The following is a 22,522-nucleotide window of genomic DNA, read 5'->3' as shown; positions in this document are numbered from 1 at the left end:
TCTGTTAAGGCCCCATCGCGAGCAGGCTCACTCCTACAGTTGGAATGCGTTCCCCTGTAGGAGTGAGCCTGCTCGCGATAGCGGTTGTATGACCGCTACAAATTTAAAACCTTACAAAATCCGGTAGAGCAACCGCTCGATCCGCACCCGACTCACGCGCTTGAGAAACTTGGCCACACCGGTCGGGTATTCCGGCAGTGTCTCCAGGTTGTTAAAGCTTTCGATCCGTGCGGTATGGCGGAAAATCTCCTCCAGCTCCTGCGCACGCGGCTCCAGCCACTCGCCCCTCGGATCATCAATCAACAGCGCGTTTTCCAGATCCAGCCTGAACGCCCGTGGATTGAGGTTGTTGCCGGTCAGCAAGGTATAGCGCTGATCAATCCACATGCCCTTGAGGTGATAGGTGTTGTCGCCGTCGCGCCAAAGGTGCAGGTTCAACTGCCCGCTGTCGATGTTGCGTTGATGCCGTTTAGCGAAGCGACGCAGGCTGATCTCGTACAGGTACGGCAGCGCCGCGATTACCTTGAACGGCTCGCTCGGCGGGATGTAGAAGTCGTTGGCAGTCTTGTCGCCGACCACAATGTCGATCTTCACCCCACGGGCCAGCGCGCGATTGATTTCGCGGATCACACCCAGCGGCAAATTGAAGTACGGCGTGCAGATGGTCAGCTGTGTTTGTGCACTGGCGATCAGTTCAAGAATCGCCCGATTCAACGGGTTGTTCTTGCCCACACCCAGCAATGGGCTGACGGACAGGCCTTCTCGGCCCGTGCTGCCGGCGCTGGTGTCGTAGGTCGCGTATTTGAGGCGGCTGCGCAGATCGCCGATGTCGTTGCGCAGGCTGCGCGTGGTCGGCAGGTTGGGCAGGTCAAGACGATGCACGGCTTTCGATTCGATCAGACCGTGCTTGACCAGGTGATGCATGGAGTCCGCCAGTTCATGGCTGCGCAGAACGTGATAGCGGTCGAAGCGGTATTTGTCGAACTTGTGCAGGTAGACGTTGTTCAGGCTCGCGCCGCTGTAGACCACGCTGTCGTCGATCACGAAGCCCTTCAAATGCAGGACGCCAAACAATTCGCGGGTCTGCACCGGCACGCCGTACACCGGCACTTCGCTTTCGTGAGTGCGGGTCATTTCCTGATACCACGCCGAATTGCCTGGCTGCTTACCGGCGCCGATCAGACCGCGCTGGGCGCGCAGCCAGTCAACCACCACGGCGATTTCAAGCTCGGGTCGCTTGAGTTTGGCGGCGTGCAAGGCATCGAGGATTTCCTGACCGGCTTCGTCTTGCTGCAAGTAGAGAGCGACGATGTAGATGCGCTGGGTCGCCGTGGCGATTTTCTCCAGCAGGCAACGACGGAACTCGGCGGCACCGGACAGAATGGTCACGGCCTCGGCGGTCAGCGGAAAGCTGCGCAGTTTGGGCAGCAGAGAACGTTTGAAAAGCAACGGCATAGGGCTCGCAATGATCGAATCCGAAGAACCCGAGAGCTTACACCATCGATCCCTTCGGGTCTTCCCGCTACACGCTCGTTCCCACGCTCCGCGTGGGATGGCCTCAACGGAAGCACCGCGTTCGGCCCTTTGGGACGCAGAGCTTCCCTGGCTGCATTCCCACGCAAAGCATGGGAACGATCAAATCTAAAAATCAATGCTTGACCAAGGAGAACGATCGTTCTACTGTTCGCCACATGAACGAAATCACCGACACCTCGACACGCGACATCATTCTGGATGTCACCGAAAAGCTGATCTATAAAAGTGGCATCGCGGCCACCGGCATGGATCTTCTGGTGAAAACCGCCGGCGTCTCCAGAAAAAGCATCTATCGTTATTTCGCCAACAAGGAAGAACTGACCGTCGCCGCCCTGCAACGTCGCGACGTGCGCTGGATGCACTGGTACCGAAGCGCCGTCGATCAGGCTGAAACCCCGGCCGATCGCCTGCTCAACCTGTTTACCGTACTCAAGGGCTGGTTCGCTTCGGAAGGTTTCCGTGGCTGTGCCTTCATCAACACCAGCGGCGAGACCGGCGATCCACAGGACCCGGTGCGCCAGGTCGCCAAAGACCACAAACAGAAGCTGCTCGACTACGTGTGCGAGCTGTGTACCGAACATGGCGCCGAGGACCCGCAACTGCTGGCCAACCAGTTGCTGATCCTGATTGACGGCGCCATTACCGTAGCGCTTGTGATGGGTGATCACAGTGCCGCTGATAATGCGCAATGCATGGCGCGTAAGTTATTGGATCTGTAACGCCTTAATAAGCCTGACAAGTTGTATAAACATTAACTTTATCGGGAGACTGAACATGTCTACTGCAGCGCAGGTACGTCCGCCATTACCCCCCTTCAACCGTGAATCGGCGATCGAGAAAGTTCGTCTGGCCGAGGACGGCTGGAACTCCCGCGATCCGGAACGGGTATCGCTGGCCTACACCCTCGACACCAAGTGGCGTAACCGCGCCGAGTTCGCCAATAACCGCGAAGAAGCCAAAGCTTTCCTGACCCGCAAATGGGCCAAGGAGCTGGATTACCGTTTGATCAAGGAGCTCTGGGCTTATTCCGACACGCGCATTGCCGTGCGCTACGCGTATGAATGGCACGACGATTCGGGCAACTGGTTCCGTTCCTACGGCAATGAAAACTGGGAGTTCGATGACAACGGCCTGATGTTCCAGCGTTACGCCTGTATCAATGACATGCCGATCAAGGAAAGCGAACGCAAGTTCCACTGGCCACTGGGGCGGCGCCCGGATGATCATCCGGGGTTGTCTGATCTCGGTCTGTAATCGACACAGTTCCAAATGTAGGCGTGAGCCTGCTCGCGATTGCGGTGTGCCAGTCAGCGGAGGTGTTGAATGTGCAGCGGCCATCGCGAGCAGGCTCACTCCCACAGTTGAAATGCATTCCCCTGTCGGAGCCTGCTCGCAATGAGGCCAGACGGGTCGCCGCAACACCCGGAAATGAGTAACATGGCTGCCCTCCCCGCAGCCCCGATCTGCGCCTTGCCGAATAAGCCGATTCCATGCCTTTCGAACTCAGCGTTGACCTCACCACCCTGGCCATTCTGGCCCTTGTAGCTTTCGTTGCCGGTTTCATCGACGCCATTGCTGGCGGTGGCGGTCTGTTGACCACCCCAGCGCTGCTGACGGCGGGTCTGCCGCCGCATCTGGTACTCGGCACCAACAAACTCAGCTCGACCTTCGGCTCGGCCACTGCCAGTTTCACCTTCTACCGGCGCAAACTGTTCCATCCACGGCAGTGGGTGCACGCAATTGTCGGCACGCTGGTCGGCGCGTTGTCCGGTGCCATCGTCGCGCATTACTTGCCGGCGGAATGGCTGAACAAAATGCTCCCGGTGATCGTCTTCGCCTGCGGTTTGTATCTGTTGTTTGGCGGCACGCCAAAGGCGCCGCTGGACAGCGACGCACCGATCAAAAAGAAATGGCAATCGACCCAAGGCTTCAGCCTCGGTTTCTATGACGGCGTGGCCGGTCCCGGCACTGGCGCATTCTGGACTGTCAGCAGCCTGCTGCTGTACCCGATCGACCTGGTCAAGGCCAGCGGTGTGGCGCGCAGCATGAACTTCGTCAGCAATATTGCCGCACTGTCAGTGTTTGTGTTTTCCGGGCAAGTGGACTGGATCATCGGCTTGAGCATGGGCCTGTCGGTGATGGTTGGCGCGTTCTTCGGCGCGCGCACCGCGATCAGCGGCGGCGCCAAGTTCATTCGCCCGGTGTTCATCACCGTGGTACTGGGTTTGACCGTGCGCCTAGCCTGGCAGCACTGGTTCAGCGTGGCCTAAACGCCGCGCCACGTAGACGTCGATCAAGTAACGTGCAATCGATTTTGACGCTGGCAACGGCGGCAGATCGTGCACGTTGAACCACTGGGCGTCTTCGATCTCGTCTTCCTGACAGACAATCTCGCCGCCGGCGTATTCGGCATGAAAGCCCAGCATCATCGAATGCGGGAACGGCCAGCACTGGCTGCCCATGTACTGAATGTTCTTCACCTCGATCTGCACTTCTTCGCGCACCTCACGAATCAGGCAATCCTCCGCCGACTCGCCCGGCTCGGCGAACCCTGCCAGCGTGCTGTAGACCCCAGCGACGAAACGCGGTGAGCGCGCCAACAGGATCTCGTCGCCACGGGTGATCAGCACGATCATGCTCGGCGAAATACGCGGATAACTGCGCAGATCGCACGGCTGACAGTACATCGCCCGCTCTTGCGGCACCTGCGTCATGGCTTGACCGCAATTGCCACAGAAGCGGTGTTCACGGGCCCAGGTGCCGATCTGCGCGGCGTAACCGAGCACTTTGTAGATCGTGTGATCGCCGTCGAGCATGAACGCTCGCAGCCCCTTCCAGTTGCAACCCGGTACTTCGCTGGCACTGCGCAACTCCAGCAGGTACACGGGTTCGCCATCGAGATGGCCGATGCCGTGCTCGGCAAGAATCGACAAGTCCTGACGCTTGAGCCATTCACGCGGGAACAGCGCGCCGTTGTCATCGAACAGAAAGCCTTCGGGGCTGCGCGCCACGGCCCAGCCGCCGGGTTGATCGGTGTCCAGTACTGCAGTGGTCCAGCGAGATGTCATGGTTCTCAATCCAGAAATTCGGGTTTCTGTTTGCTCATATGGGCGGCCATGGCCACGCGCAAGTCGGTGGATTGCAACATGGCGGCGTTCCAGGTGGCAACGTATTCGAGACCGTCGTCGATGCGATGGTCGCGCATGTAGCTGATCATTTCCTTGGTGCCGGTGACCGCAATCGGCGACTTGGAGGCGATGTCGCGAGCGATATCCAGCACGCCTTCGAGCAGTGCGTCCTTGTCGCTGTAGACGCGATTGACCAGGCCGATGCTACGCGCCTCTTCAGCGCCGAAGGTGCGACCGGTGTAAGCCAGTTCACGCAGCATGCCGTCACCGATGATCCGTGGCAACCGTTGCAAAGTGCCAACATCGGCGGCCATGCCAATATCGATTTCCTTGATCGAGAATTGTGCATCTTCGGCGGCGTAGCGCATGTCACAGGCTGCAATCAGATCGATCGCGCCGCCCAGGCAGTAACCCTGAATGGCGGCGATTACCGGTTTTCGGCAGTTGTCGACGGCATTGAACGAAGCTTGCAGGGTGAGGATTTTTTTGCGCAACAGGCGCGCGTTGCGGCCGACGTCCTTGCCCAGTTCATTGGCGACGCCAGCAAGCATCATCAGGTCGATGCCGGAGGAAAAGTGTTTACCGTTGCCGCTGAGCACCACCACGCGCACTTCGTCGGTGTCGTCGATCCACTGGAAGATCTCGACGATCTCGCTCCAGAACGCGGCGTTCATCGAGTTGATCTTTTCCGGGCGATTGATCTGCACATGGGCGATGTTATCGACCAGTTCGACGCTGAAGGCGGTGTATTGAGTCATGGCAGTGATCCTTTACCGGGCTGAAAATGAGGCCCGAACTATAACAAGGCATCACGGTGGCGGTTCGGCCAAATGCGGGACTTTCTGAAACGCACCTCCCATGTAGGAGCTGCCGAAGGCTGCGATCTTTTGATCTTGATCTTCAAAACCAAAATCAAAAGATCGCAGCCTGCGGCAGCTCCTACAGAGGTTGCGTGGTTAACTCGCCAAGCGCCGCAGCCCAAACAACATCCCACCCGCCCCCAGCAACATCACCGCCAGAAACACCGGGTAGGAAATCCACCACGGCGTCCCTGCCGTCATCATGCTGAACTCCGACATACCGCCAATGCTCGCAATCAGGTTCAAGGGCAAAAACACCACGTTGATCAACGTCAGTTTGCGCAGCAAATTATTCATGCTGTTGTTCATCAGGTTGCCGCGCGCGTCGATCAGGCCGGAGAACACCGTGGAGTAAATCTCGGCCTGTTTGTAGCACTGGTTGTTTTCAATGATCAGGTCGTCGATCAGGCCCAGCGCTTCGCTGCTGAAGTGCTGTTTCTCGGCGTGATTACGCAGGCGCGTCAGTACCGCGCCGTTGCTGTGCAGGGCGTTGATGTAATAGATCAGGCTTTCGCTGAGGTTGAACATCTGCACCAGATGCTGGTTCTGCATCGAGGCGTTGAATTTCTGCTGCAACTCGCGGGCGACCAGTTTGATCACCTTCAAGTGCCCGAGGTAGTGATGGATGTTGTTGAACAACAAGTCGAGCAAAACATCCAGCGGCGTGTTTAACGGCTGGCGAGTGCCGAGACCGTGCAACGGCGTGTCGTCGGTGGCGATCACCAGCAGTTGCCCCGGCGCGAACAGCAGGCCGCAGGACGACACCTCGAATGCCAGGCTGCCACCGCCGGAATAGTTTTCCGGGCGTTTCCAGATCAGGAACAAGTGATCCGGGTGAAACTCGATCCGCGACACCTCGTCCGGGTCCAGTGCCGAGGCCAGTGCGTGTTCATCGACTTTGAAATGACTATGCAGCAAGTCGCGCTCGGCGGCGTCAGGGTTGCTGAACAGCATCACCTCGGCGTCCAACCGCTCGACGCGCTGCAAAGCGCCATGGCTCAGAGCAAAACTGCTGATCATCGGCGCTTCACCAGGCCTGGCCGCGGCGTTTGAGTTCCAGCCGTCGCACGAACTCTTCCAGCACCAGTGAATACAAATCGTCCTGCAAATACGCGTCTTCGATGCCCGCGTCGAGGTTCGGGTTGTCGTTGACTTCGATCACCACGACCTTGTCGCCCGCCTGCTTGAGATCGACGCCGTAGAGGCCGTCGCCAATCAGGTTGGCCGTCTTCACCGCCAGCTCCACCACCGCGCGGGGCGCCTCGTGGACGGCCAGTGTCCGGCATTCGCCGTTGACGTCCTGGCCCTTGGCCTTGTGGTTGTAGATCTGCCAGTGTCCCTTGGACATGAAATATTGGCAGGCAAAGATCGGTTTGCGGTTGAGGACACCAATGCGCCAGTCGTACTCGGTGTAGAAAAACTCCTGGGCCAGCAACAGCACCGAGTGTTCGAACAGTTCGGCCGTGGCTTCGAGCAGCGCCTGCTGACTTTCCACCTTGATCACACCACGGGAAAAACAGCCGTCGGGGATCTTCAGCACCAACGGAAAGCCCAGGCGCTCGCCCACCCGTTCGAAGTCTTCGGGTCGCTCCTTGTAGAGAATCTCGGTGGCAGGCATACCCAGTTGATGGCTGTTGAGCAGATCGGTGAGGTAAACCTTGTTGGTGCAGCGCAGGATCGACGTCGGGTCATCCATCACCACCAGTCCTTCACTTTCGGCTTTCTTGGCGAACCGGTAGGTGTGGTTGTCGACGCTGGTGGTTTCGCGGATCAACAGGCCGTCGTACTCGGCCAGTCGCGCGTAATCTTTGCGCTCGATCAGTTCGACGTCGATGCCCATGGTCTTGCCGACCCGAATGAAATTCTCCAGCGCCCGGGGGTTGGACGGCGGCAACGCCTCTTGTGGATCGTGCAGGATCGCCAGGTCATAACGGGCCACTTGTGGCGAACGCGGCACCCGCCAGACTTTACGGCTGAAGCCGTCCAGTGCATTGGCGAACTGATCTTCCTGATCATCACGCAACTTGTGCAAGGCGCCGGACTTTATACCTTCGATGTGCCAGCCGTTGGTTCGTTTGAACTCAACTAACAATATCGGACAGGGAAATACTTCAAACAACTGACGGGCCAGATCCTGTAATGGCTCGATATGCGTTTTGCCGAAATAAAGGGTCAGGGTAAAACCTTCGGTATCACTGTAAAGGTGATGGCTAAGGGCTTTTTCCAGGGTTTTATCGAGATCATCCAGCGCCAGGCCGTAGAGTGACTTCTTGGTCAGTTCGCTGATTGTGCGCACCGACGGAATCACCTTGTGCCCCCGTGCCTCCGCCAGCAGTGAGCAGTAATATCCGTGGCCCAGGTACTTGTAGCTGCGGCACAGGTTGATCACCTGCACACGTTTTCCCGACTCGCTTTCACGGGTTTGCTCCAGGTATTCCTGCGCTGTGATGATGTCGTCGCTGGGGAAATATGAAGCCCAATCTTCCTTACGCTCGACAATGATCAACACTTGACTGGATGCTCTAACCGCTGAATTTAAATAAGTTGCCGCCGGCAAACTTTGCTCCGATACTTCGCGCCAATGACCCTGTACCGCTGACATAGAGATTGATCCGTTGGAGAACAAGACCTTTTCTATTAAGCACGAAGTTTTTCGAAAGTCCCGTTTCGTTACGCAACTTTTACGGTGGTCATATGAGTGCTGTTTTTCGTTTGGCGGTAGTTGAAGATCTGCCGGCGCTGCTGGCATTGGAAATGCAATGTTTCACCACGGATCGGCTCACCAGTCGCAGCTTTCAATGGATGATCACCCGGGCTCACGCGCAATTGTTGGTAGCCGAGCGTGACGGGCAATTGCTGGGTTACGCGCTGGTGCTGTTTCATCGGGGGACGTCACTGGCGCGGCTTTACTCCATCGCAATTGCTACCGAGGCTCGCGGCACCGGTCTGGGCAAGCAACTGCTGCAACGGATCGAGGCCTGCGCGCTGGACCATGATTGCGCGTACCTGCGCCTGGAGGTGCGTACTGACAACCCCGCCGCCATTGCTCTGTACGAACGCAACGGCTACCGGCGTTTCGCCTTGATTCACGATTACTACGAGGACCATGCGGATGCGCTGCGCCTGGAAAAACGCATTCTTCAGCACCGGGATTCGCGGAACATCAAGGTGCCCTGGTACGGGCAAACCACAGACTTCACCTGCGGCCCGGCGTGTCTGTTGATGGCCATGGGCGCACTGCACGCGGATCGTTTGTTGGAGCGACGCGAGGAGTTGCAGATCTGGCGCGAGGCAACGACCGTGTTCATGACTTCGGGTCATGGCGGGTGCAGTCCGCAAGGGTTGGCACTCGCGGCATGGAAGCGCGGTTTTCGGGTACGTCTTGAGCTGAGCCTGGCCGGACCGTTGTTTCTTGACGGAGTGCGCGATGAGCATAAAAAAGACGTCATGCGCCTGGTTCACGAGGAGTTCACTGCGCAGTTGCAGGACACCGATGTGGAGCGAGTGATCGGTGCACCACTCGATTTGCCGCGCTTGCTTGATGCAGGTGGGCAGCCGCTAGTGCTGATCAGCAGCTATCGCCTGACCCGATCCAAGTCACCGCACTGGGTGGTGGTGACTGACTGTGATGAGGATTTCGTTTACCTGCACGACCCGGATGTCGATCACAGCCAGCATCGACAACCCATGGACTGCCAGCATGTGCCGGTCAGTCACGGGGAATTCGAGAAGATGTGCCGGTTTGGACGGGGAAAGTTACGGGCTGCCGTAATTTTGTACAGCCGCAATGCGCGCTGAACCCAAGGTGAGGGGCACCTCCCCTCACCTGTCCGGCACGGCGCTATTTCAGACCGATCCTGTACAGCGAACCATCGGACTCGTCAGTCAGCACATAGAGATAACCGTCAGGGCCTTGCCGTACATCCCTGATCCGTTGCTTGAGCTCACCGAGCAAGCGTTCCTCATGCACAACCTTGTCGCCATCGAACTGCAATCGAATCAACTCTTGAGAAACCAAAGCGCCGATAAACGCGTTGTGTTGCCACGGCTTGAACCGATCGCCATCGTAGAACGCCATTCCCGAAACGCCCGGTGACTTTTCCCACACATGGTGCGGATCAACCGCACCTTCGACACTTTTGCCTTTGGCTTCCGGGATTGGCTGCAGCGAATAGTTGATGCCGTGAGTCGCCTGCGGCCACCCGTAGTTTTTCCCGCGTTCGATGATATTTACCTCATCGCCACCACGCGGCCCGTGTTCGTTTTCCCAAACTGTGCCGGTCCACGGGTTGAGCGCCGCACCCTGCGGGTTGCGAATGCCGTAAGACCAGATTTCCGGCCGCACGCCGGATTGCCCCACGAACGGATTGTCGTCCGGGACTTTGCCGTCCGGATAAATCCGTACGATTTTGCCCTGCAGCTTGTCGAGATCCTGAGCAGTCGGCCGGTCGTTGTTTTCGCCCAGGGTGATGAACAGATAGCCGTCGCGATCAAACACCAACCGCGAACCGAAGTGGTTGCCGGTGGAGAGCTTAGGCTCCTGACGGAAAATGACTTTGAAGTCCTTCAGCGTTTTCAGGTCATCCGACAAATAGCCGCGACCCACCGCCGTCCCGGCCTTGTCCCCCGCTCCGCCACCCTCGGCGTATGACAGGTAAACCAGGCGATCCTGTTTGAAGTCCGGTGACAAGACGACATCCAGCAATCCGCCCTGCCCCTTGGCCCATACCTTGGGCACACCGCTTATCGGTGCCGACAGATTGCCGTCCGCGCCAACCACTCGCAGGTTACCCGGTCGTTCAGTCACCAGCATGCCTTGGCGATCCGGCAGGAAGGCCAGCGCCCATGGATTCTCGAGTCCCTGGGCAATCGTGGTGACTTCAAGGGTGCCCTGCTCGCTTTGCAGCTCCTTGGGGGCCGCGGCGAACGCCGGAGCACTGATCAGTGCGCCGGCGCAAAGGGTGGCTAGAAGGGTTTTACGCAACATGCACGATTCCTTTTGTCTGTTTCAAAGGCTGGCAGAAACTCGGCCCTGCCGTTCAACGATTAGTGTTGGTGCTTCGCGAAGGTGGATTGGGAATGAATGTAGGTGGCGTACTTGGCACCGAACGAATCGGCTGGCCGTTGCCAATACCTCGGTTTTCGACCGTGGGCTGACGTGGTGCAGGAACGGTGTTCGGCGCGCGGATTGGCGGGGCACTGGGCTGGGTGCCCTGCATGCTGTTGGGGTTGGCCCGGCGGATCGGGCTGTTATAGGGATTGTTGCTGTTGCCGGCCGGACTCTGCGCCAGCACGACGTCCGCATGAACCAGACCACCACTGAGTGTCAGGACGGCGACGCCAATTAGAAATCGGTTCATGGGATGGCCTCTCGGTGTGCGTGGAATAGAGCCTTCGAGTGCACGCTACGCCGTGGGTTCGGATTTGTTAACCCGTCAGCCTTAAACAACATGTAACACGGCTTGACCAAGTCATCCGAAACCGCCGCATTCATTGGAAACTTTCGCCGCGAGCCACAGGTCACCTGAACATCACTCGGAGAACTCACCATGGCTCGGGCAATCTGGAAAGGCGCAATCAGTTTCGGACTCGTGCATATCCCCGTTGCGCTGGTTTCAGCGACGTCGTCCCAAGGCGTGGACTTCGACTGGCTCGACAGCCGCAGCATGGACCCGGTGGGGTACAAACGCGTGAACAAGGTGACCGGCAAGGAAGTCACCAAGGAAAATATCGTCAAAGGCGTGGCCTACGAAAAGGGCCGTTATGTGGTGCTCAGCGAAGAGGAAATCCGCTCGGCGCACCCGGTATCGACCCAGACCATCGACATCTTTTCCTTTGTCGACGCCGAGCAGATTCCGCTACAGAACATCGACACGCCCTACTACCTGGCGCCGGACAAGCGCGGCGGCAAGGTCTACGCGTTGCTGCGAGAAACCCTGAGCAAGACCAACAAAGTTGCCCTCGCCCGCGTGGTTTTGCATACGCGCCAGTATCTGGCTGCGTTGATGCCTCTGGAGTCGGCGTTGGTGCTGGTCAAATTGCGTTGGCCGCAAGAGGTACGCGGTCTTGATCAACTGGAACTTGGCAGCGAGGTCACCAAGCCACAATTGGCCAAAGGTGAATTGGACATGGCCAAACGGTTGGTTGATGACATGAGCGGGGACTGGAAGCCCGAAGACTATAACGACGAATTTGAAGACAAGATCATGGCGCTGGTGGAGAAAAAGGCCCACGAAGGCAAGATCGAGGATGTTGAAACGGTGGGCGGCGAGGAAGAGCGCAAGACTGCCGATGTGATCGACCTGACCGAGTTGCTTAAACGCAGCCTGGGTGGCAAGGCGCCGGCTAAACTGAAAACCAAGGCAGCCAGCAAAGCTGCGCCGGCCAAGCGAACCAAGAAAGCCTCCGGGGAATGACAACTGGCGGATTGTCAGGCAACTGACAGGTTGCTTTTGAGACAGTCACTTTTCATGTAGGAGCTGCGGCACGCTGCGATCTTTTGATCCTGTTTTTAAGGGCCAAGATCAAAAGATCGCAGCGTGCCGCAGCTCCTACAGTGAACGGGGGGCGGCGCGTCAATCAGATCAGGATGAAGACCGCCAGCAAACCGCCGAAGATCGCCCACTTCTCCATGTAATACCGTGCACGATTACGCTTTTTCAGCTCTTTACCACGCAAACGGATCTTGTAGATTTTGGTAAACAACCGGTTGATCCCACCGGTCCGGTCACCCGAATCGTTCGGCGCACCCGCTGCCGACATCACCGTGCGGCTGAACCAGCTATTGAACGCTGCGGCCCAGCGATACTTCATCGGACGTTCGATGTCACAGAACAGGATGATCCGGTTCTTGTCGGTGGTGTTTTCTGCGTAATGAATGAAGGTTTCATCGAACATAACCGCCTCGCCATCGCGCCAGTGGTAGTTCTCCCCGTCGACATTGATGTAGCAACCGGCGTCATTGGGCGTTTCCAGACCCAGGTGATAGCGGTAGGAGCCGGCGTACGGATCACGATGGCGTACCAGTTTGGAACCCGGCGGCAGTTCGGCGAACATCGCAGCCTTGATCGAACCGATGCTTTGCACCAGCTCGGTGGTGCGCGGACACAACTTCATCGCCGACGGATGACTTTCGCCGTACCACTTGAGGTAGAAACGCTTCCAGCCGCTTTTGAAGAACGAGTTGAAGCCGACATCGTCGTACTGGTTCGAACGCTTGATCTCGCCGGCACGGAGCAGGTTCTGTCCTTCTTCGCGAATTTCTTCCCAGTGCGCCTGCAACGGGCTCAGATCGGGAAACTCGGACGGATCGAGATACGGTTGGTTCGGCTTTTTCGAGAACAGGTACAGAAAGCAGTTGATCGGCGCGAGAAACGTCGAGTGGTCACTCAACTGCCGGCCCAGCTTGTGCCGCACGCGTCCACGCAGGTGGACGTATGCAATGGAAATGACATAAATAGCAGCAATGATGAGTTTCACGGAAATCGTCACACGTCAGAAGTGAACAAACTGCGCGCCTGGCGGCCAGTGGCCTAGCGTCTGATGCAGTGGTCTGAGTAAAAATGGCACGTCCTTGAGCCCGCGCCGCTCTAGGGCGCTGGGTGAATGGCTGGCATTTTAGCCACACTTTGTAACCGATAGTGAACCTTCATCTGTGAAAAACTGTCCCGTGATTGCTCCAATCGACACTCGTGGCGTCTTCGCCCTATCGTTTAAAGAGCCAGACCAGTACAATCGCCGCCAAACTTTACGCGCCCCCCTTGGTTGATGACGGGACTTCCCCGCTTCAGCGCACTTTGACTCGGGCCAAGCGCTCCAGCCGCACCCTCGCTACTCAGAATGCTTCGCAGGAATAACTCTTGATCTCTACAGCTAACATCACGATGCGATCTTAGATGCATCGTGATGCGGCCAAAAGCGCAATAAAATCAGTCGGTTAGTGCGCACGAGATCGCACCAGAATACGCCTTTTAGCAGCTGATGGTATCAAAATTGGTATCAGCTTTAGTCCTGCAAGCTTCCGATATGCCAGCTGCTGGGTAAGCAGCCCTTCCCTGGGCGCTTCTTCGCAAGCATTTTGATCAAAGCTAGCCCACCGAAGATTAAATTGGGCATGTCCTACAAAACACGGGATTTTAAGTCCATTATTTTTCCTTATAAATCATAACCTTATGGTGACGATTTTCCGCATCACACAAATTATCTGTTCGTTTTAGGGTAGTGAAACCAGGACCTCAAAACAAATTGCGGAAAGAATTCGGGCCGCCGGAAGCCCGTATTTCAAGCAAAGGCAGTCGGATGTAGGTCTGTAGAAATGGCCTTGAAGCTGTCACCGGTTACAGCTCTACATTGAATCCGCTGAGGCCCACGCCTTCGGCAAAACGCCCCACCGCGGTCAAGCTGGCCCAGGTGCGCAGTGACTCACGTCGCGAGCGCACCGGCACCCAGCGTGCGCCGCTGCCGCCCAGGCGAATCGACAGGCCCCAGTCGGGGCCGCCGTTGATCCTGGCCACCAGGCATTCGCACACCGCGTGTTGTTCGACCAGGGCGCGCAACACCTCTTCGTGAATACCTTCGCCGATCACTGCTCGTGCTCCTGACGCCGCGCCGCGGCCGCGGCCTCGAAGATCTTATACAAACCTTCGATACTGGCCGCGTTCAGCACCTTGACCGTCTCCAGGCCCAGCACAAAACCTTCGGCACGATCACTGGCGCGAAACAGGTCGTCAGCCGTGTGCGCCAGTTCAATTTGGTGCAGCAGTTTCAGGGTTTGCACCTCCACTGCGTTCGGCAGTTTCAGTGCCGCCAATGCATCAGTCATGCGTACTCCCACGTCCAGAGATCAACCAGATATCGAGGGAATGGTAGACCAGCCCTGGGGGGACCGGCTTCCACGGCCACAAAAAAAGACCCCCACACCTGAGCCAGGTGTGGGGGCCGATTGAACATAGGCTGGAATTCAATGAACAGGTCATTTAAGGAGGAATGCTCAGCACACCAGCGCTATGATGATGCCCATGAAAAACATAAAGGTCGTGTCTGGCCGATTGACACCTAAAGCTCTCTCTGTAGGCCTGATAGCTTTCATCTTCCTTGTCTGTGTCACGCTAGTTTCCGCAATTGCCTGGCAGTTAAAGGAATCCGCAGACGAGCGTTTGACAAATGCCAAAATTGCTGTCCATAACATTGTTCGGGCCTCCGAGCAGCAGGCTCAAGATACCTTACGCCAGGCTGAGAACATTCTCAGCAACCTTGCAGAGCGTGTTGAAAATGACAAACTTGGCGCCGAACAGAGAATTCGTTTATCCAAAGTCATGGCCAACAACGTTGAGGCAACCGACGGAATTCAAGGACTCTTCATTTACGACGAGAATGGCGACTGGGTAGCAAATTCGTTTTCGTCAGAGACGATCGGAAAGAACAATAGCGATCGCTCTTATTTTATCTACCACAAAAACCATCCTGACTCGGCCATCCATATTGGCCAAGTCATTTTGAGTCGCACCACCGGCGACATGATTATCCCGGTCAGCCGACGCACTCAATACCCAGATGGCAGCTTCAGCGGCGTGGTTTTGGCGACGTTACCCGTCGCATACTTCCAGCGCTTTTTTGATCGTTTAGATGTAGACAAACAAGGGGTGATACTGCTTGCGCTGAATAATGGTGATTTACTTGCACGCCGGCCAATGATTGACGCGTTAATGACTACTAATATCGCAAAGGGAGAGTTGTTTAGTCGGTACTTAATAAACAGTGATGACGGATCAGCAAATCTGACATCGATCGTGGATGGGGTAGAGCGAGTCTATGCCTACAGCCGCATACGTGGCCTTCCGATCGTCGCTGCAGCAGGACTATCCCTAGACTCAGTATTTGCAACGTGGTGGACGTACGTCTATCAGGTATCGGTTATAGTGGTAGTTATACTATCTGTGCTGATAAGTTTGGGCTTTCTCTTCTATCGACAAATTCAACGTTTGTTGGTGGCAGAAGAAGAGCTGCATCTTGCGCATCGTGATTTAGAACATATTGCTAAAACAGACAGCCTCACGGAGTTGCCTAACCGTAGGTGTTTCGACTCTACACTGGCACAAGAATGGTCGAGAGCATGCCGCACTGGAAATAGCTTAGCGATAATACTTATCGATATAGATTGGTTCAAGCAGTACAACGACCATTATGGCCATGTTCTCGGCGACGAATGTTTAAGGAAAATCGCACAGCTAATAGCCAAAAATACAAATCGTCCAGCCGACCTCGCTGCCCGTTATGGCGGGGAAGAGTTTGTAATCCTGCTTCCAGAGACAGAGCTGGCAGGTGCAGTAAAGATAGCAGATGATGTGCGGTCTGAAATAGAGGCTGCAAAAATTGAACACACAGGGAGTCCTAGGGGCATTGTCACCATCAGTGCAGGTATCGCTTCCAATCACCAAGATGGCGTGATTGTAGCGATTGATTTGCTAGAACAGGCCGATGGTTTTCTGTATCGCGCAAAAAAACTGGGTCGCAACAGAATTGAGCATCAGTCGAAGGGAGTGCTCGAAATATAAAGCGTTGCGGCTAAAGTTCTACTGCTCGCAGATCCTTTTAAATCAACAGCACAGAGTTCCTCAGATCGTTGGTGTGCTACTTACTGAGAAGCCCCGGATTTCCTAAACGCTTCCGACAGTCAGTTTTGGCCAGTGTCTTCCTTTCGCCGTCGACTGCAATTGGCCGATTGCTGCAGGCCGCAATCGTACCTGGGTGATCCAAATCACGCCACTGGAGCGCGACATGATGTTGAAAGCCACTTTCTTCAGAATTACGTACAGACCCTATAGGTTAAAGTGTTGGTTTCTGCCCCGTTCTTTAGCTATGTAGAGAGCTTTATCGGCTTGTGTCAGTAGAGCGTTATACGGGTGCAATGGACCAAATGTATGTACTGAAAATCCAACGCTTATGGTTAAGTACCCTATACTGGAAGCGGAGTGAGGTATTCTCAGGTCTCGCACTAGCTGGCATAAAGTCTCGATATGCCGAGCTGACTGATCTTTCGTCATGCCGCTGAACAGAATTACAAATTCTTCACCGCCATATCTGGCTGCAAAGTCAGATCCTCGCTGGAAAGACTTATTCAAACTATCAGCGACACGTACCAATGCTTCATCGCCAGCTTGATGCCCATAAATGTCATTGTATGACTTGAAGTTATCAACATCGACCATGGCAAGTGTCAATGAGTCGCTATTGCGGCATGCAATCTTACATTGAATTTCGAACTGAGCATCAAAAAAACGACGATTGTAAATACCTGTCAATCCATCCTTCATAGATAGCTGCTCGAAGTGCGCTTTCATTTCCCCGAGGGACTGATGCTCGTCGCGAAGTTGCTGCTGTATTAGCATGCGAGATGTTACATCTTTTTGTATACCTAGAAAATTTGTTACAACCCCATTTTCATCATGAATAGGAGATATACTTAACTCATTCCAGAACATCGTTCCATCCTTGCGGTAGTTACGCAAGGTTACGAGACAGTACTCACCTTTTTTAACAGCGTTGCGGATAATTTCAAGTTCAGGCTGTTTTTGGTCGTTTCTTCTTAGATATCGACAGTTGATGTTCGTGATTTCTTCGAATGAGTAGCCGGTCATGCGCTCAAAAGCAGGATTTACAAAAATCAGCGGATTATCTTCGATAAGATTATCGGAGATAGTAATGCCATCGCGCGAATCCATAACTGCCTGTTTAAGAATTTCAATCTTCATACAAGTTCCGTAAGCGGGAATGAATGGAGGAGCGCAGTTTTAAAAATACTTGCCTTCTAGATTGTGCCGTTAATTAACATTGCCTGACGTGTAAGTGTAGTCGTTAAAAAATACAACGGCTATTTTTATGCTGTCGAAAGCCGTTGCGATTGATTTTAGTCAAAATATCCGCAGAAATAGGCTTGGCTGGCTGATTGCATCAGAAACGACCGGCACTGGTTATTCAGAATTAGAGGCTAAACTGATCACTTCTTTTTTCGCGCGCGACCGCTTGGACACCGGCAGCTTCTGGCCGATTGCAGCCAACCAGGACGCCCCCTAGCACTGCCTTAGCCGCATGATCGCGCCTGTAATCGCTGTTGCGTTTATATCCAGTGTTTCCAAAGCTGCAACGGCATTATCGGCAACAACGTCTGCGCCAGCCCCTGAAATCCAATGGCTAATCTCTTCAATCGCCGCCGCCAAGGCATGCTGGTTGTGCAGGAGCAATGTCAGAGCATCTGCCGTAGCAATGTTGGAGTCTGAGTCATATGGCATGGAAGTCGTCCTTGGACCTAAGTTTGGAGAAGCCTAGTTCATCAGATGGCTGATGAAGGTCAGTGATCCATTCAGCAGGCACTATTTACGCATCAAAATAGTGCGCCAGTCCCATCTCAGTCCCATATGGCCTTTTTTCAGACGTCAAAAACCACAAACCCCCGACTTTCTCTAGGAAAATCAGGGGTTTGTGTTTACTGAATATGGCGGTGAAGGAGAGATTCGAACTCCACCCCCCTAACGACTGCCAATATTCATTTGCGATATCTTGGAAATGGCCGCTTTCGGCCCAGAGTGTGTAAAAACGCTTCGTCAAAATTGAAGTGTACGCGTCTACGTTAAATCTGAAATTTGTCGGCACGTCAGCAGATGTAGATTTCGCGTAGAAGCGCGATTTTCAATCCGGTTTTGAGTACCTGTTGCACTGAAAAACGTTTTTACACAGCCTCGGCCAAAAGCAGTCGTTCACGGCAGGCAACTATCGACGCACAGCAGTAATCTGAACCGCATTGATCTAAAGCAATGCCTCCTGCCCATCCTAAAATCGTGACGGCAGTTCATTTCCGGCCTGGGCATCCGAAAAGACCTCATCTGGATCTGCCTGACACCAATATCTGAAAAGTAGGCGGGGCTCGATATTTCCGAAATATTGATCCACGATGCTCTCGGGGCGCACGACCAATTTAGGTTCTGGCCATTGCTGGGCTAAAACACCTAATGGTTTGCCAGATGAATAAACAACCCAAGTGGCCTTGCCTCCACTGATACGAGGTAGGTAGTCCATATCTTGTATCACTTCGATCAAGGTGCGCAGTGTTGCTGATTGATCGAGTATGATCGATGTTGCATGACTTTCCAGATCATCTCCCGCATGAATGCTATCTCGATCAATGGCAACTACCAACATGACTGCTCCTTTTAGTGGTGTGCTTTCACCAGATCGATCAGCGTAGAGACATCAGCGGCTAACTGTCGAGTGCGCTTATAGCCGAAGCCTGCCGTACCAGGCTACCGCTTTCGGCCAATACCTACCCCTCAATTCCGCTAGGTCTCATCTGTAAGTAGACGGTGATACGAGTTGCTGAGTGCCAAAAAGAGCGGCTCACGCGTAGGAAATTTCCTACAACTCCGTCGGAAGAGCCTGAGTTTTTGCCGCTAAATTTCCTGTTCAAATCTCTCCTCAATGACTTTCCAGCGCCAGCTTGTTTAAGCGTGTCCTGAAAAAAACCAATGAGTGAGGGATTTATGAACAGCATCTACCGAACTATATGGAATCGCACGCGCACCTACTTTACGTTGCCGTCGGAGTCGGCGTCTGACGCTTTAAAATCGCGCAACAGCCTTGTGCGCTTTTCTTCAAAAGCTCCGGCTTTTGCCTTGAACACACTGTCCGCCAGCTTGTTGTTGGCTTTTTCCAGCATGGGGCACGCCGCTGTTATGGTCGTCGACGGCACGACCTATAGCGGAACCGGGACAGTGGCGGCATCAGGTAACAACAACCCTGCATTGCAGGTTATGAATGACGGTGAGGCGACTTGGAGCAGCGGCATTCTCAGCACTTCAGGCACCGGCTTAGGCGCTGTTCTGGTAGGAAGCAACTCCACGCTGAATTTGATCGGCATGACCGTAAATTCCCTCAAGGCCAGGACGTCTGGGTTGATGGCGTCTGGCGGCTCTACGGTAAACCTTCAAAACACCCAAGTCGCTGCACTGGGTGACAGCGTCGCGTTGGATGTCAAAGAAGCAAGCCAGCTACGTGGTAACGATGTGCAGATCAACAGCACCGGCTCGGGCCTGATCGTGACGAATTCGACGGCCGATGTCAGCAATCTCGATATTGTTACCCACGGATCTTTCGGATTTGCAATTGCAGCATTAGGAACCAGTAACGTCAACGTTCGCGGAGCCACCATTAAAACCACCAATAACAGGGGCTATGGAATATACGCCACCCCAGGCGGGACGGTGGTGGCGAACGATATCGTGATCAGTACCTCGGGCGCCAATGGTCTTGGAGTGCAGGCCAACGGAAAGGGTGCTCATATAAGTCTGGACGGCGGCAGTATCACCGCAAGCGGAACTGGTACCACTTACGGAGTTAATGCCTATGGAGGGGGGACAGTTGATGTCAAGAACATGGACATTGCCTCTAAAAGCGAAGCGATAAGGGCTGAAGTTGGAGGGACGGTGAATGTTGAGTCGTCAAACCTGCACTCAACGGGTACTGCCATCTCTGTCGCAAATGGAGGCATTGTCAATGCGAACAATGTGAGTATAAAAAACAGCGGCGCGCGTGCGCCAATGGTGTGGGCGTTTACTGATTCATACGTGAATCTTGTCAACAGCAATATTGAAATGTCGGGGGGCCATGGTATCTATGCTGATACTGGAAATGTAACCCTCGATAACGTTCGTATCCACAGCGAAGTAGGTGGCTTGGGTATTCTCGCCCGCTGGGGGGGCACCGTTGTGGGCAATAACGTCGATATTGCTATGAGTATGACTGGTGATAGCGACAAAGAGGACAACATAGGCCTGCGTCTGAGCTCCAGTTCACCTGTTTCCAATGTTAGTTTCGATAATTCAAGTATTAAGGTAAATGGCAAATTTGCCACTGCTATTGGCGCTTACGGAGCGAATCAGAAAAACGTCCTGCTTAAGAATACTGTGGTCAGTTCCGAGAATGTTGCTATCAAGGCGGGCGAATCCGTTGCTTTTGATGTGACTGCTGACAGCTCTACCATCGAAGGTAAAACATTAATGGCCGGCGGGACTGCCAAATCGGGAGGACAGCAAGTTGTGAGCGTAGCACTGAGCGCCACTAACGGCTCCCGACTTAAAGGGGACGTGGAGATCGACCGTAATTACACCCTCGACAGCAGCCTTAACCTTAACGAAGCTTCTACCTGGAAAGGCGCATCGACTGGTTTACATAATCTGAGCCTCCGTGGTGGCAGTATGTGGACTATGACTGGCGACTCTTCGGTGAGCGCCCTGTCGTTGAACGACGGCCGTGTAAATTTCGACCACTCCAACGGCTTGTTCAAAACGCTGACGGTGGGCAATTTGAGCGGCAATGGCAGCTTTTTGCTTAACACTGACCTGGCGACGCTACAAGGCGACTTGCTCAAGGTTGAAGGGCAAGTTGACGGGGAGCACACGCTGATCGTTGCTGATTCCGGCCGCCAGGCCCAAGGTGAAGCACTGATGCTGGTGGATACCAACGGCGGCGCGGGGAAGTTCGATTTGTACGGCGGTAAAGTCGACGTGGGTGCCTTCCGTTATGGTCTCGAGCAGCGCGGCGATGACTGGTACCTGGCTGGCACTGCCGAGGATGCGGGCGGTGGTGAGGGGCCAGTGGATGATACCGGTGGCGGTGCGGGCGGTGGCGAGGGGCCAGTGGCTGATACCGGTGGCGGTGCGGGCGGTGGTGAGGGGCCAGTGGCTGATACCGGTGGCGGTGCGGGCGGTGGTGAGGGGCCAGTGGCTGATACCGGTGGCGGTGCCGGAGGTATCGTTGCGCCCGTTAAACCAGTTATTAGCAATCCTCAGCCGGAGAATCTGAGTAAGGGCGCGAACGCTGCCATCGCTCAACAGGCGGCGGCCACAGGACTCATCGGGGCGCAGATGAATGCCTTGACCAAACGACTCGGCGAGTTGCGTATGGGCAATGATGAGGGTGGTCTGTGGACTCGTGGCTTCGGCAAGGAGCAGCGCATCGATACAGGTTCCAGCCGTACCTTTGAGCAGCAGGTCAACGGTTTCGAGATCGGCGCCGACAAGGCCATTCCTTTCTACAACGGCAAGCTGTACATCGGCGGTATGGCTGGACAAGGTGAGGCTCGTCAGAACTTCGGCGAAGGCAGCAAAGGCCAGATCGACAGCGCCATGCTCGGCACCTATGCAACCTACATCGACCAAAACGGCGTGTACGTTGACAGCGTGCTGAAGTACACCCACTTGGACAACAAGGTCGACATCACCAGCAATATGGGTAAGAAGGTGGATGGCAAATACAAGAATCACGCCATCGCGGCGAGCGTTGAGGTTGGCAAGCAAATCGATCTTGGACAAGGCTGGTTCGTCGAACCACAACTGGAAGTGCAAGCGTTCCGCGTGGGCAGTGCCGATTACACCGCAAGCAATGGCTTGAAAGTTGAACAGGACGCCGTTACTTCCGTTCAGAGCCGAGTGGGCAGCCTATTCGGTCGTAACATGAAACTGGATAACGGTATGTCCGTGCAGCCATACGCCAAAGCATCGTGGATTACCGAACATGCCGGTGACAGCAAGGTGAGCGTCAACGATGTAAAACTGGACAGCAAGTTGCCAGGTTCGCGGGCCGAAATCGGTGGCGGGGTAATCCTGCAAAACGCCGAGAAGCACAAGTTCTTCATCGATGCGGAATACACCAAGGGCAATGGCATCGAACAGCCTTATTCGGTGAACGTAGGCTACCGCTACGCTTGGTAAAATCCTCTCCTGAAGGCAGTTTCAAATAAGCGAACAAGAACCGGATCTATGAATTCGGGTCTTGTTCGTTTGTGTTGTTAATATGATTCGCCAGTTGCATTTCGTCATTCGAGGCAAGAAACGGTTCCTACGTGAAAATCAACTGCGCCTTTAGCAAGTAGGGGCGCATGACTTGTACGCAATTGACGTTTGGGTTGGCAGTTGTACGTTTAGGCCACTGCCCACTTATGGCCGGTAG

Annotated in this window: 21 protein-coding genes; 8 read left to right on the top strand and 13 right to left on the bottom strand. The window is 54.9% G+C overall.

The window, feature by feature from the left end:
- Nucleotides 1-111: 111 nt before the first annotated feature.
- Nucleotides 112-1,455, bottom strand: a complete 1,344-nt coding sequence (pssA, locus tag ACA043_RS14405) for a CDP-diacylglycerol--serine O-phosphatidyltransferase (RefSeq protein WP_497659534.1) — start codon at nucleotides 1,453-1,455, stop codon at nucleotides 112-114.
- Nucleotides 1,456-1,691: 236 nt separating this feature from the next.
- Between pssA and ACA043_RS14400 the strand changes: the two genes are divergently transcribed.
- From ACA043_RS14400 to ACA043_RS14390, 3 genes are all read left to right on the top strand, one after another.
- On the top strand, nucleotides 1,692-2,255 hold the full coding sequence (locus tag ACA043_RS14400) for a TetR/AcrR family transcriptional regulator (protein ID WP_401264371.1): 564 nt from the start codon (nucleotides 1,692-1,694) through the stop codon (nucleotides 2,253-2,255).
- A gap of 55 nt (nucleotides 2,256-2,310) precedes the next feature.
- Nucleotides 2,311-2,790 carry a nuclear transport factor 2 family protein gene (locus ACA043_RS14395; protein ID WP_103302046.1) on the top strand — a complete coding sequence of 160 codons (480 nt, stop codon included), beginning with the start codon at nucleotides 2,311-2,313 and terminating at the stop codon, nucleotides 2,788-2,790.
- A 236-nt stretch (nucleotides 2,791-3,026) separates the two neighbouring features.
- Nucleotides 3,027-3,806: a TSUP family transporter gene (locus ACA043_RS14390; protein ID WP_489881394.1), complete on the top strand. Its 780-nt coding sequence runs from the start codon at nucleotides 3,027-3,029 to the stop codon at nucleotides 3,804-3,806.
- On the opposite strand, the gene nudC is transcribed toward ACA043_RS14390, so the two are convergent.
- From nudC to ACA043_RS14370, 4 genes are all read right to left on the bottom strand, one after another.
- Nucleotides 3,774-4,604 carry an NAD(+) diphosphatase gene (gene nudC / locus ACA043_RS14385; RefSeq protein ID WP_497659533.1) on the bottom strand — a complete coding sequence of 277 codons (831 nt, stop codon included), beginning with the start codon at nucleotides 4,602-4,604 and terminating at the stop codon, nucleotides 3,774-3,776. The two genes, ACA043_RS14390 and nudC, sit on opposite strands and share 33 nt — an antisense overlap.
- A gap of 5 nt (nucleotides 4,605-4,609) precedes the next feature.
- Nucleotides 4,610-5,422 (bottom strand): crotonase/enoyl-CoA hydratase family protein, encoded by an 813-nt coding sequence (locus ACA043_RS14380; protein ID WP_187681219.1) that lies wholly within the window; start codon nucleotides 5,420-5,422, stop codon nucleotides 4,610-4,612.
- Between the two features lie 198 nt (nucleotides 5,423-5,620).
- On the bottom strand, nucleotides 5,621-6,544 hold the full coding sequence (locus tag ACA043_RS14375) for a magnesium transporter CorA family protein (protein WP_187681218.1): 924 nt from the start codon (nucleotides 6,542-6,544) through the stop codon (nucleotides 5,621-5,623).
- Between the two features lie 7 nt (nucleotides 6,545-6,551).
- Nucleotides 6,552-8,126 (bottom strand): RimK family ATP-grasp domain-containing protein, encoded by a 1,575-nt coding sequence (locus ACA043_RS14370; protein ID WP_401272071.1) that lies wholly within the window; start codon nucleotides 8,124-8,126, stop codon nucleotides 6,552-6,554.
- A gap of 92 nt (nucleotides 8,127-8,218) precedes the next feature.
- Here ACA043_RS14370 and rimI point away from each other — a divergent pair, with 92 nt between their 5' ends.
- The gene (gene rimI, locus ACA043_RS14365; protein WP_497659532.1) at nucleotides 8,219-9,322 is read left to right on the top strand and encodes a ribosomal protein S18-alanine N-acetyltransferase; all 1,104 of its coding nucleotides are present in this window, start codon (nucleotides 8,219-8,221) and stop codon (nucleotides 9,320-9,322) included.
- A gap of 43 nt (nucleotides 9,323-9,365) precedes the next feature.
- Here the strand turns inward: rimI and ACA043_RS14360 are convergent, their stop codons facing one another.
- Complete coding sequence (locus tag ACA043_RS14360) at nucleotides 9,366-10,511, bottom strand: PQQ-dependent sugar dehydrogenase (RefSeq protein ID WP_497618154.1); 1,146 nt, start codon at nucleotides 10,509-10,511, stop codon at nucleotides 9,366-9,368.
- 52 nt (nucleotides 10,512-10,563) lie between these two features.
- Nucleotides 10,564-10,884: a hypothetical protein gene (locus tag ACA043_RS14355; RefSeq protein ID WP_489879871.1), complete on the bottom strand. Its 321-nt coding sequence runs from the start codon at nucleotides 10,882-10,884 to the stop codon at nucleotides 10,564-10,566.
- Between the two features lie 189 nt (nucleotides 10,885-11,073).
- On the opposite strand from ACA043_RS14355, the gene ku reads away from it, so the two are divergent.
- Nucleotides 11,074-11,940, top strand: coding sequence for a non-homologous end joining protein Ku (gene ku / locus ACA043_RS14350; RefSeq protein ID WP_497659531.1), 867 nt, complete (start codon nucleotides 11,074-11,076; stop codon nucleotides 11,938-11,940).
- Nucleotides 11,941-12,103: 163 nt separating this feature from the next.
- Here the strand turns inward: ku and lpxO are convergent, their stop codons facing one another.
- The 3 genes from lpxO to ACA043_RS14335 form a co-directional block, all read right to left on the bottom strand.
- Nucleotides 12,104-13,003 (bottom strand): lipid A hydroxylase LpxO, encoded by a 900-nt coding sequence (lpxO, locus tag ACA043_RS14345; protein WP_489879869.1) that lies wholly within the window; start codon nucleotides 13,001-13,003, stop codon nucleotides 12,104-12,106.
- A gap of 857 nt (nucleotides 13,004-13,860) precedes the next feature.
- Nucleotides 13,861-14,109 (bottom strand): hypothetical protein, encoded by a 249-nt coding sequence (locus ACA043_RS14340; protein ID WP_497659530.1) that lies wholly within the window; start codon nucleotides 14,107-14,109, stop codon nucleotides 13,861-13,863.
- Nucleotides 14,106-14,345, bottom strand: a complete 240-nt coding sequence (locus tag ACA043_RS14335; protein WP_108224700.1) for a hypothetical protein — start codon at nucleotides 14,343-14,345, stop codon at nucleotides 14,106-14,108. Before ACA043_RS14335 ends, ACA043_RS14340 begins: the two co-directional genes overlap by 4 nt.
- A 196-nt stretch (nucleotides 14,346-14,541) precedes the next feature.
- Here ACA043_RS14335 and ACA043_RS14330 point away from each other — a divergent pair, with 196 nt between their 5' ends.
- Complete coding sequence (locus ACA043_RS14330) at nucleotides 14,542-16,077, top strand: diguanylate cyclase (protein ID WP_497659529.1); 1,536 nt, start codon at nucleotides 14,542-14,544, stop codon at nucleotides 16,075-16,077.
- Nucleotides 16,078-16,341: 264 nt separating this feature from the next.
- On the opposite strand, the gene ACA043_RS14325 is transcribed toward ACA043_RS14330, so the two are convergent.
- Complete coding sequence (locus ACA043_RS14325; RefSeq protein ID WP_497659528.1) at nucleotides 16,342-17,274, bottom strand: GGDEF domain-containing protein; 933 nt, start codon at nucleotides 17,272-17,274, stop codon at nucleotides 16,342-16,344.
- Between the two features lie 127 nt (nucleotides 17,275-17,401).
- On the opposite strand from ACA043_RS14325, the gene ACA043_RS14320 reads away from it, so the two are divergent.
- Nucleotides 17,402-17,596, top strand: coding sequence for a hypothetical protein (locus ACA043_RS14320; protein WP_497659527.1), 195 nt, complete (start codon nucleotides 17,402-17,404; stop codon nucleotides 17,594-17,596).
- Here the strand turns inward: ACA043_RS14320 and ACA043_RS14315 are convergent.
- Together ACA043_RS14315 and ACA043_RS14310 are read right to left on the bottom strand one after the other, a co-directional pair.
- Nucleotides 17,593-17,811: a hypothetical protein gene (locus tag ACA043_RS14315; RefSeq protein WP_497659526.1), complete on the bottom strand. Its 219-nt coding sequence runs from the start codon at nucleotides 17,809-17,811 to the stop codon at nucleotides 17,593-17,595. The genes ACA043_RS14320 and ACA043_RS14315 overlap by 4 nt on opposite strands.
- Before the next feature lie 538 nt (nucleotides 17,812-18,349).
- A complete protein-coding gene (locus ACA043_RS14310) occupies nucleotides 18,350-18,718 on the bottom strand; it encodes a hypothetical protein (protein ID WP_497659525.1) in 369 nt (122 codons plus the stop codon).
- A gap of 338 nt (nucleotides 18,719-19,056) precedes the next feature.
- Here ACA043_RS14310 and ACA043_RS14305 point away from each other — a divergent pair, with 338 nt between their 5' ends.
- Nucleotides 19,057-22,284, top strand: coding sequence for an autotransporter outer membrane beta-barrel domain-containing protein (locus ACA043_RS14305; protein ID WP_497659524.1), 3,228 nt, complete (start codon nucleotides 19,057-19,059; stop codon nucleotides 22,282-22,284).
- Nucleotides 22,285-22,522 lie beyond the last annotated feature (238 nt).

The sequence above is a fragment of the Pseudomonas sp. LBUM1648 genome (genome assembly GCF_059716145.1).
Note: the sequence above shows the minus strand (reverse complement) of the source record. Positions and strands in the feature narration are given on the sequence as shown.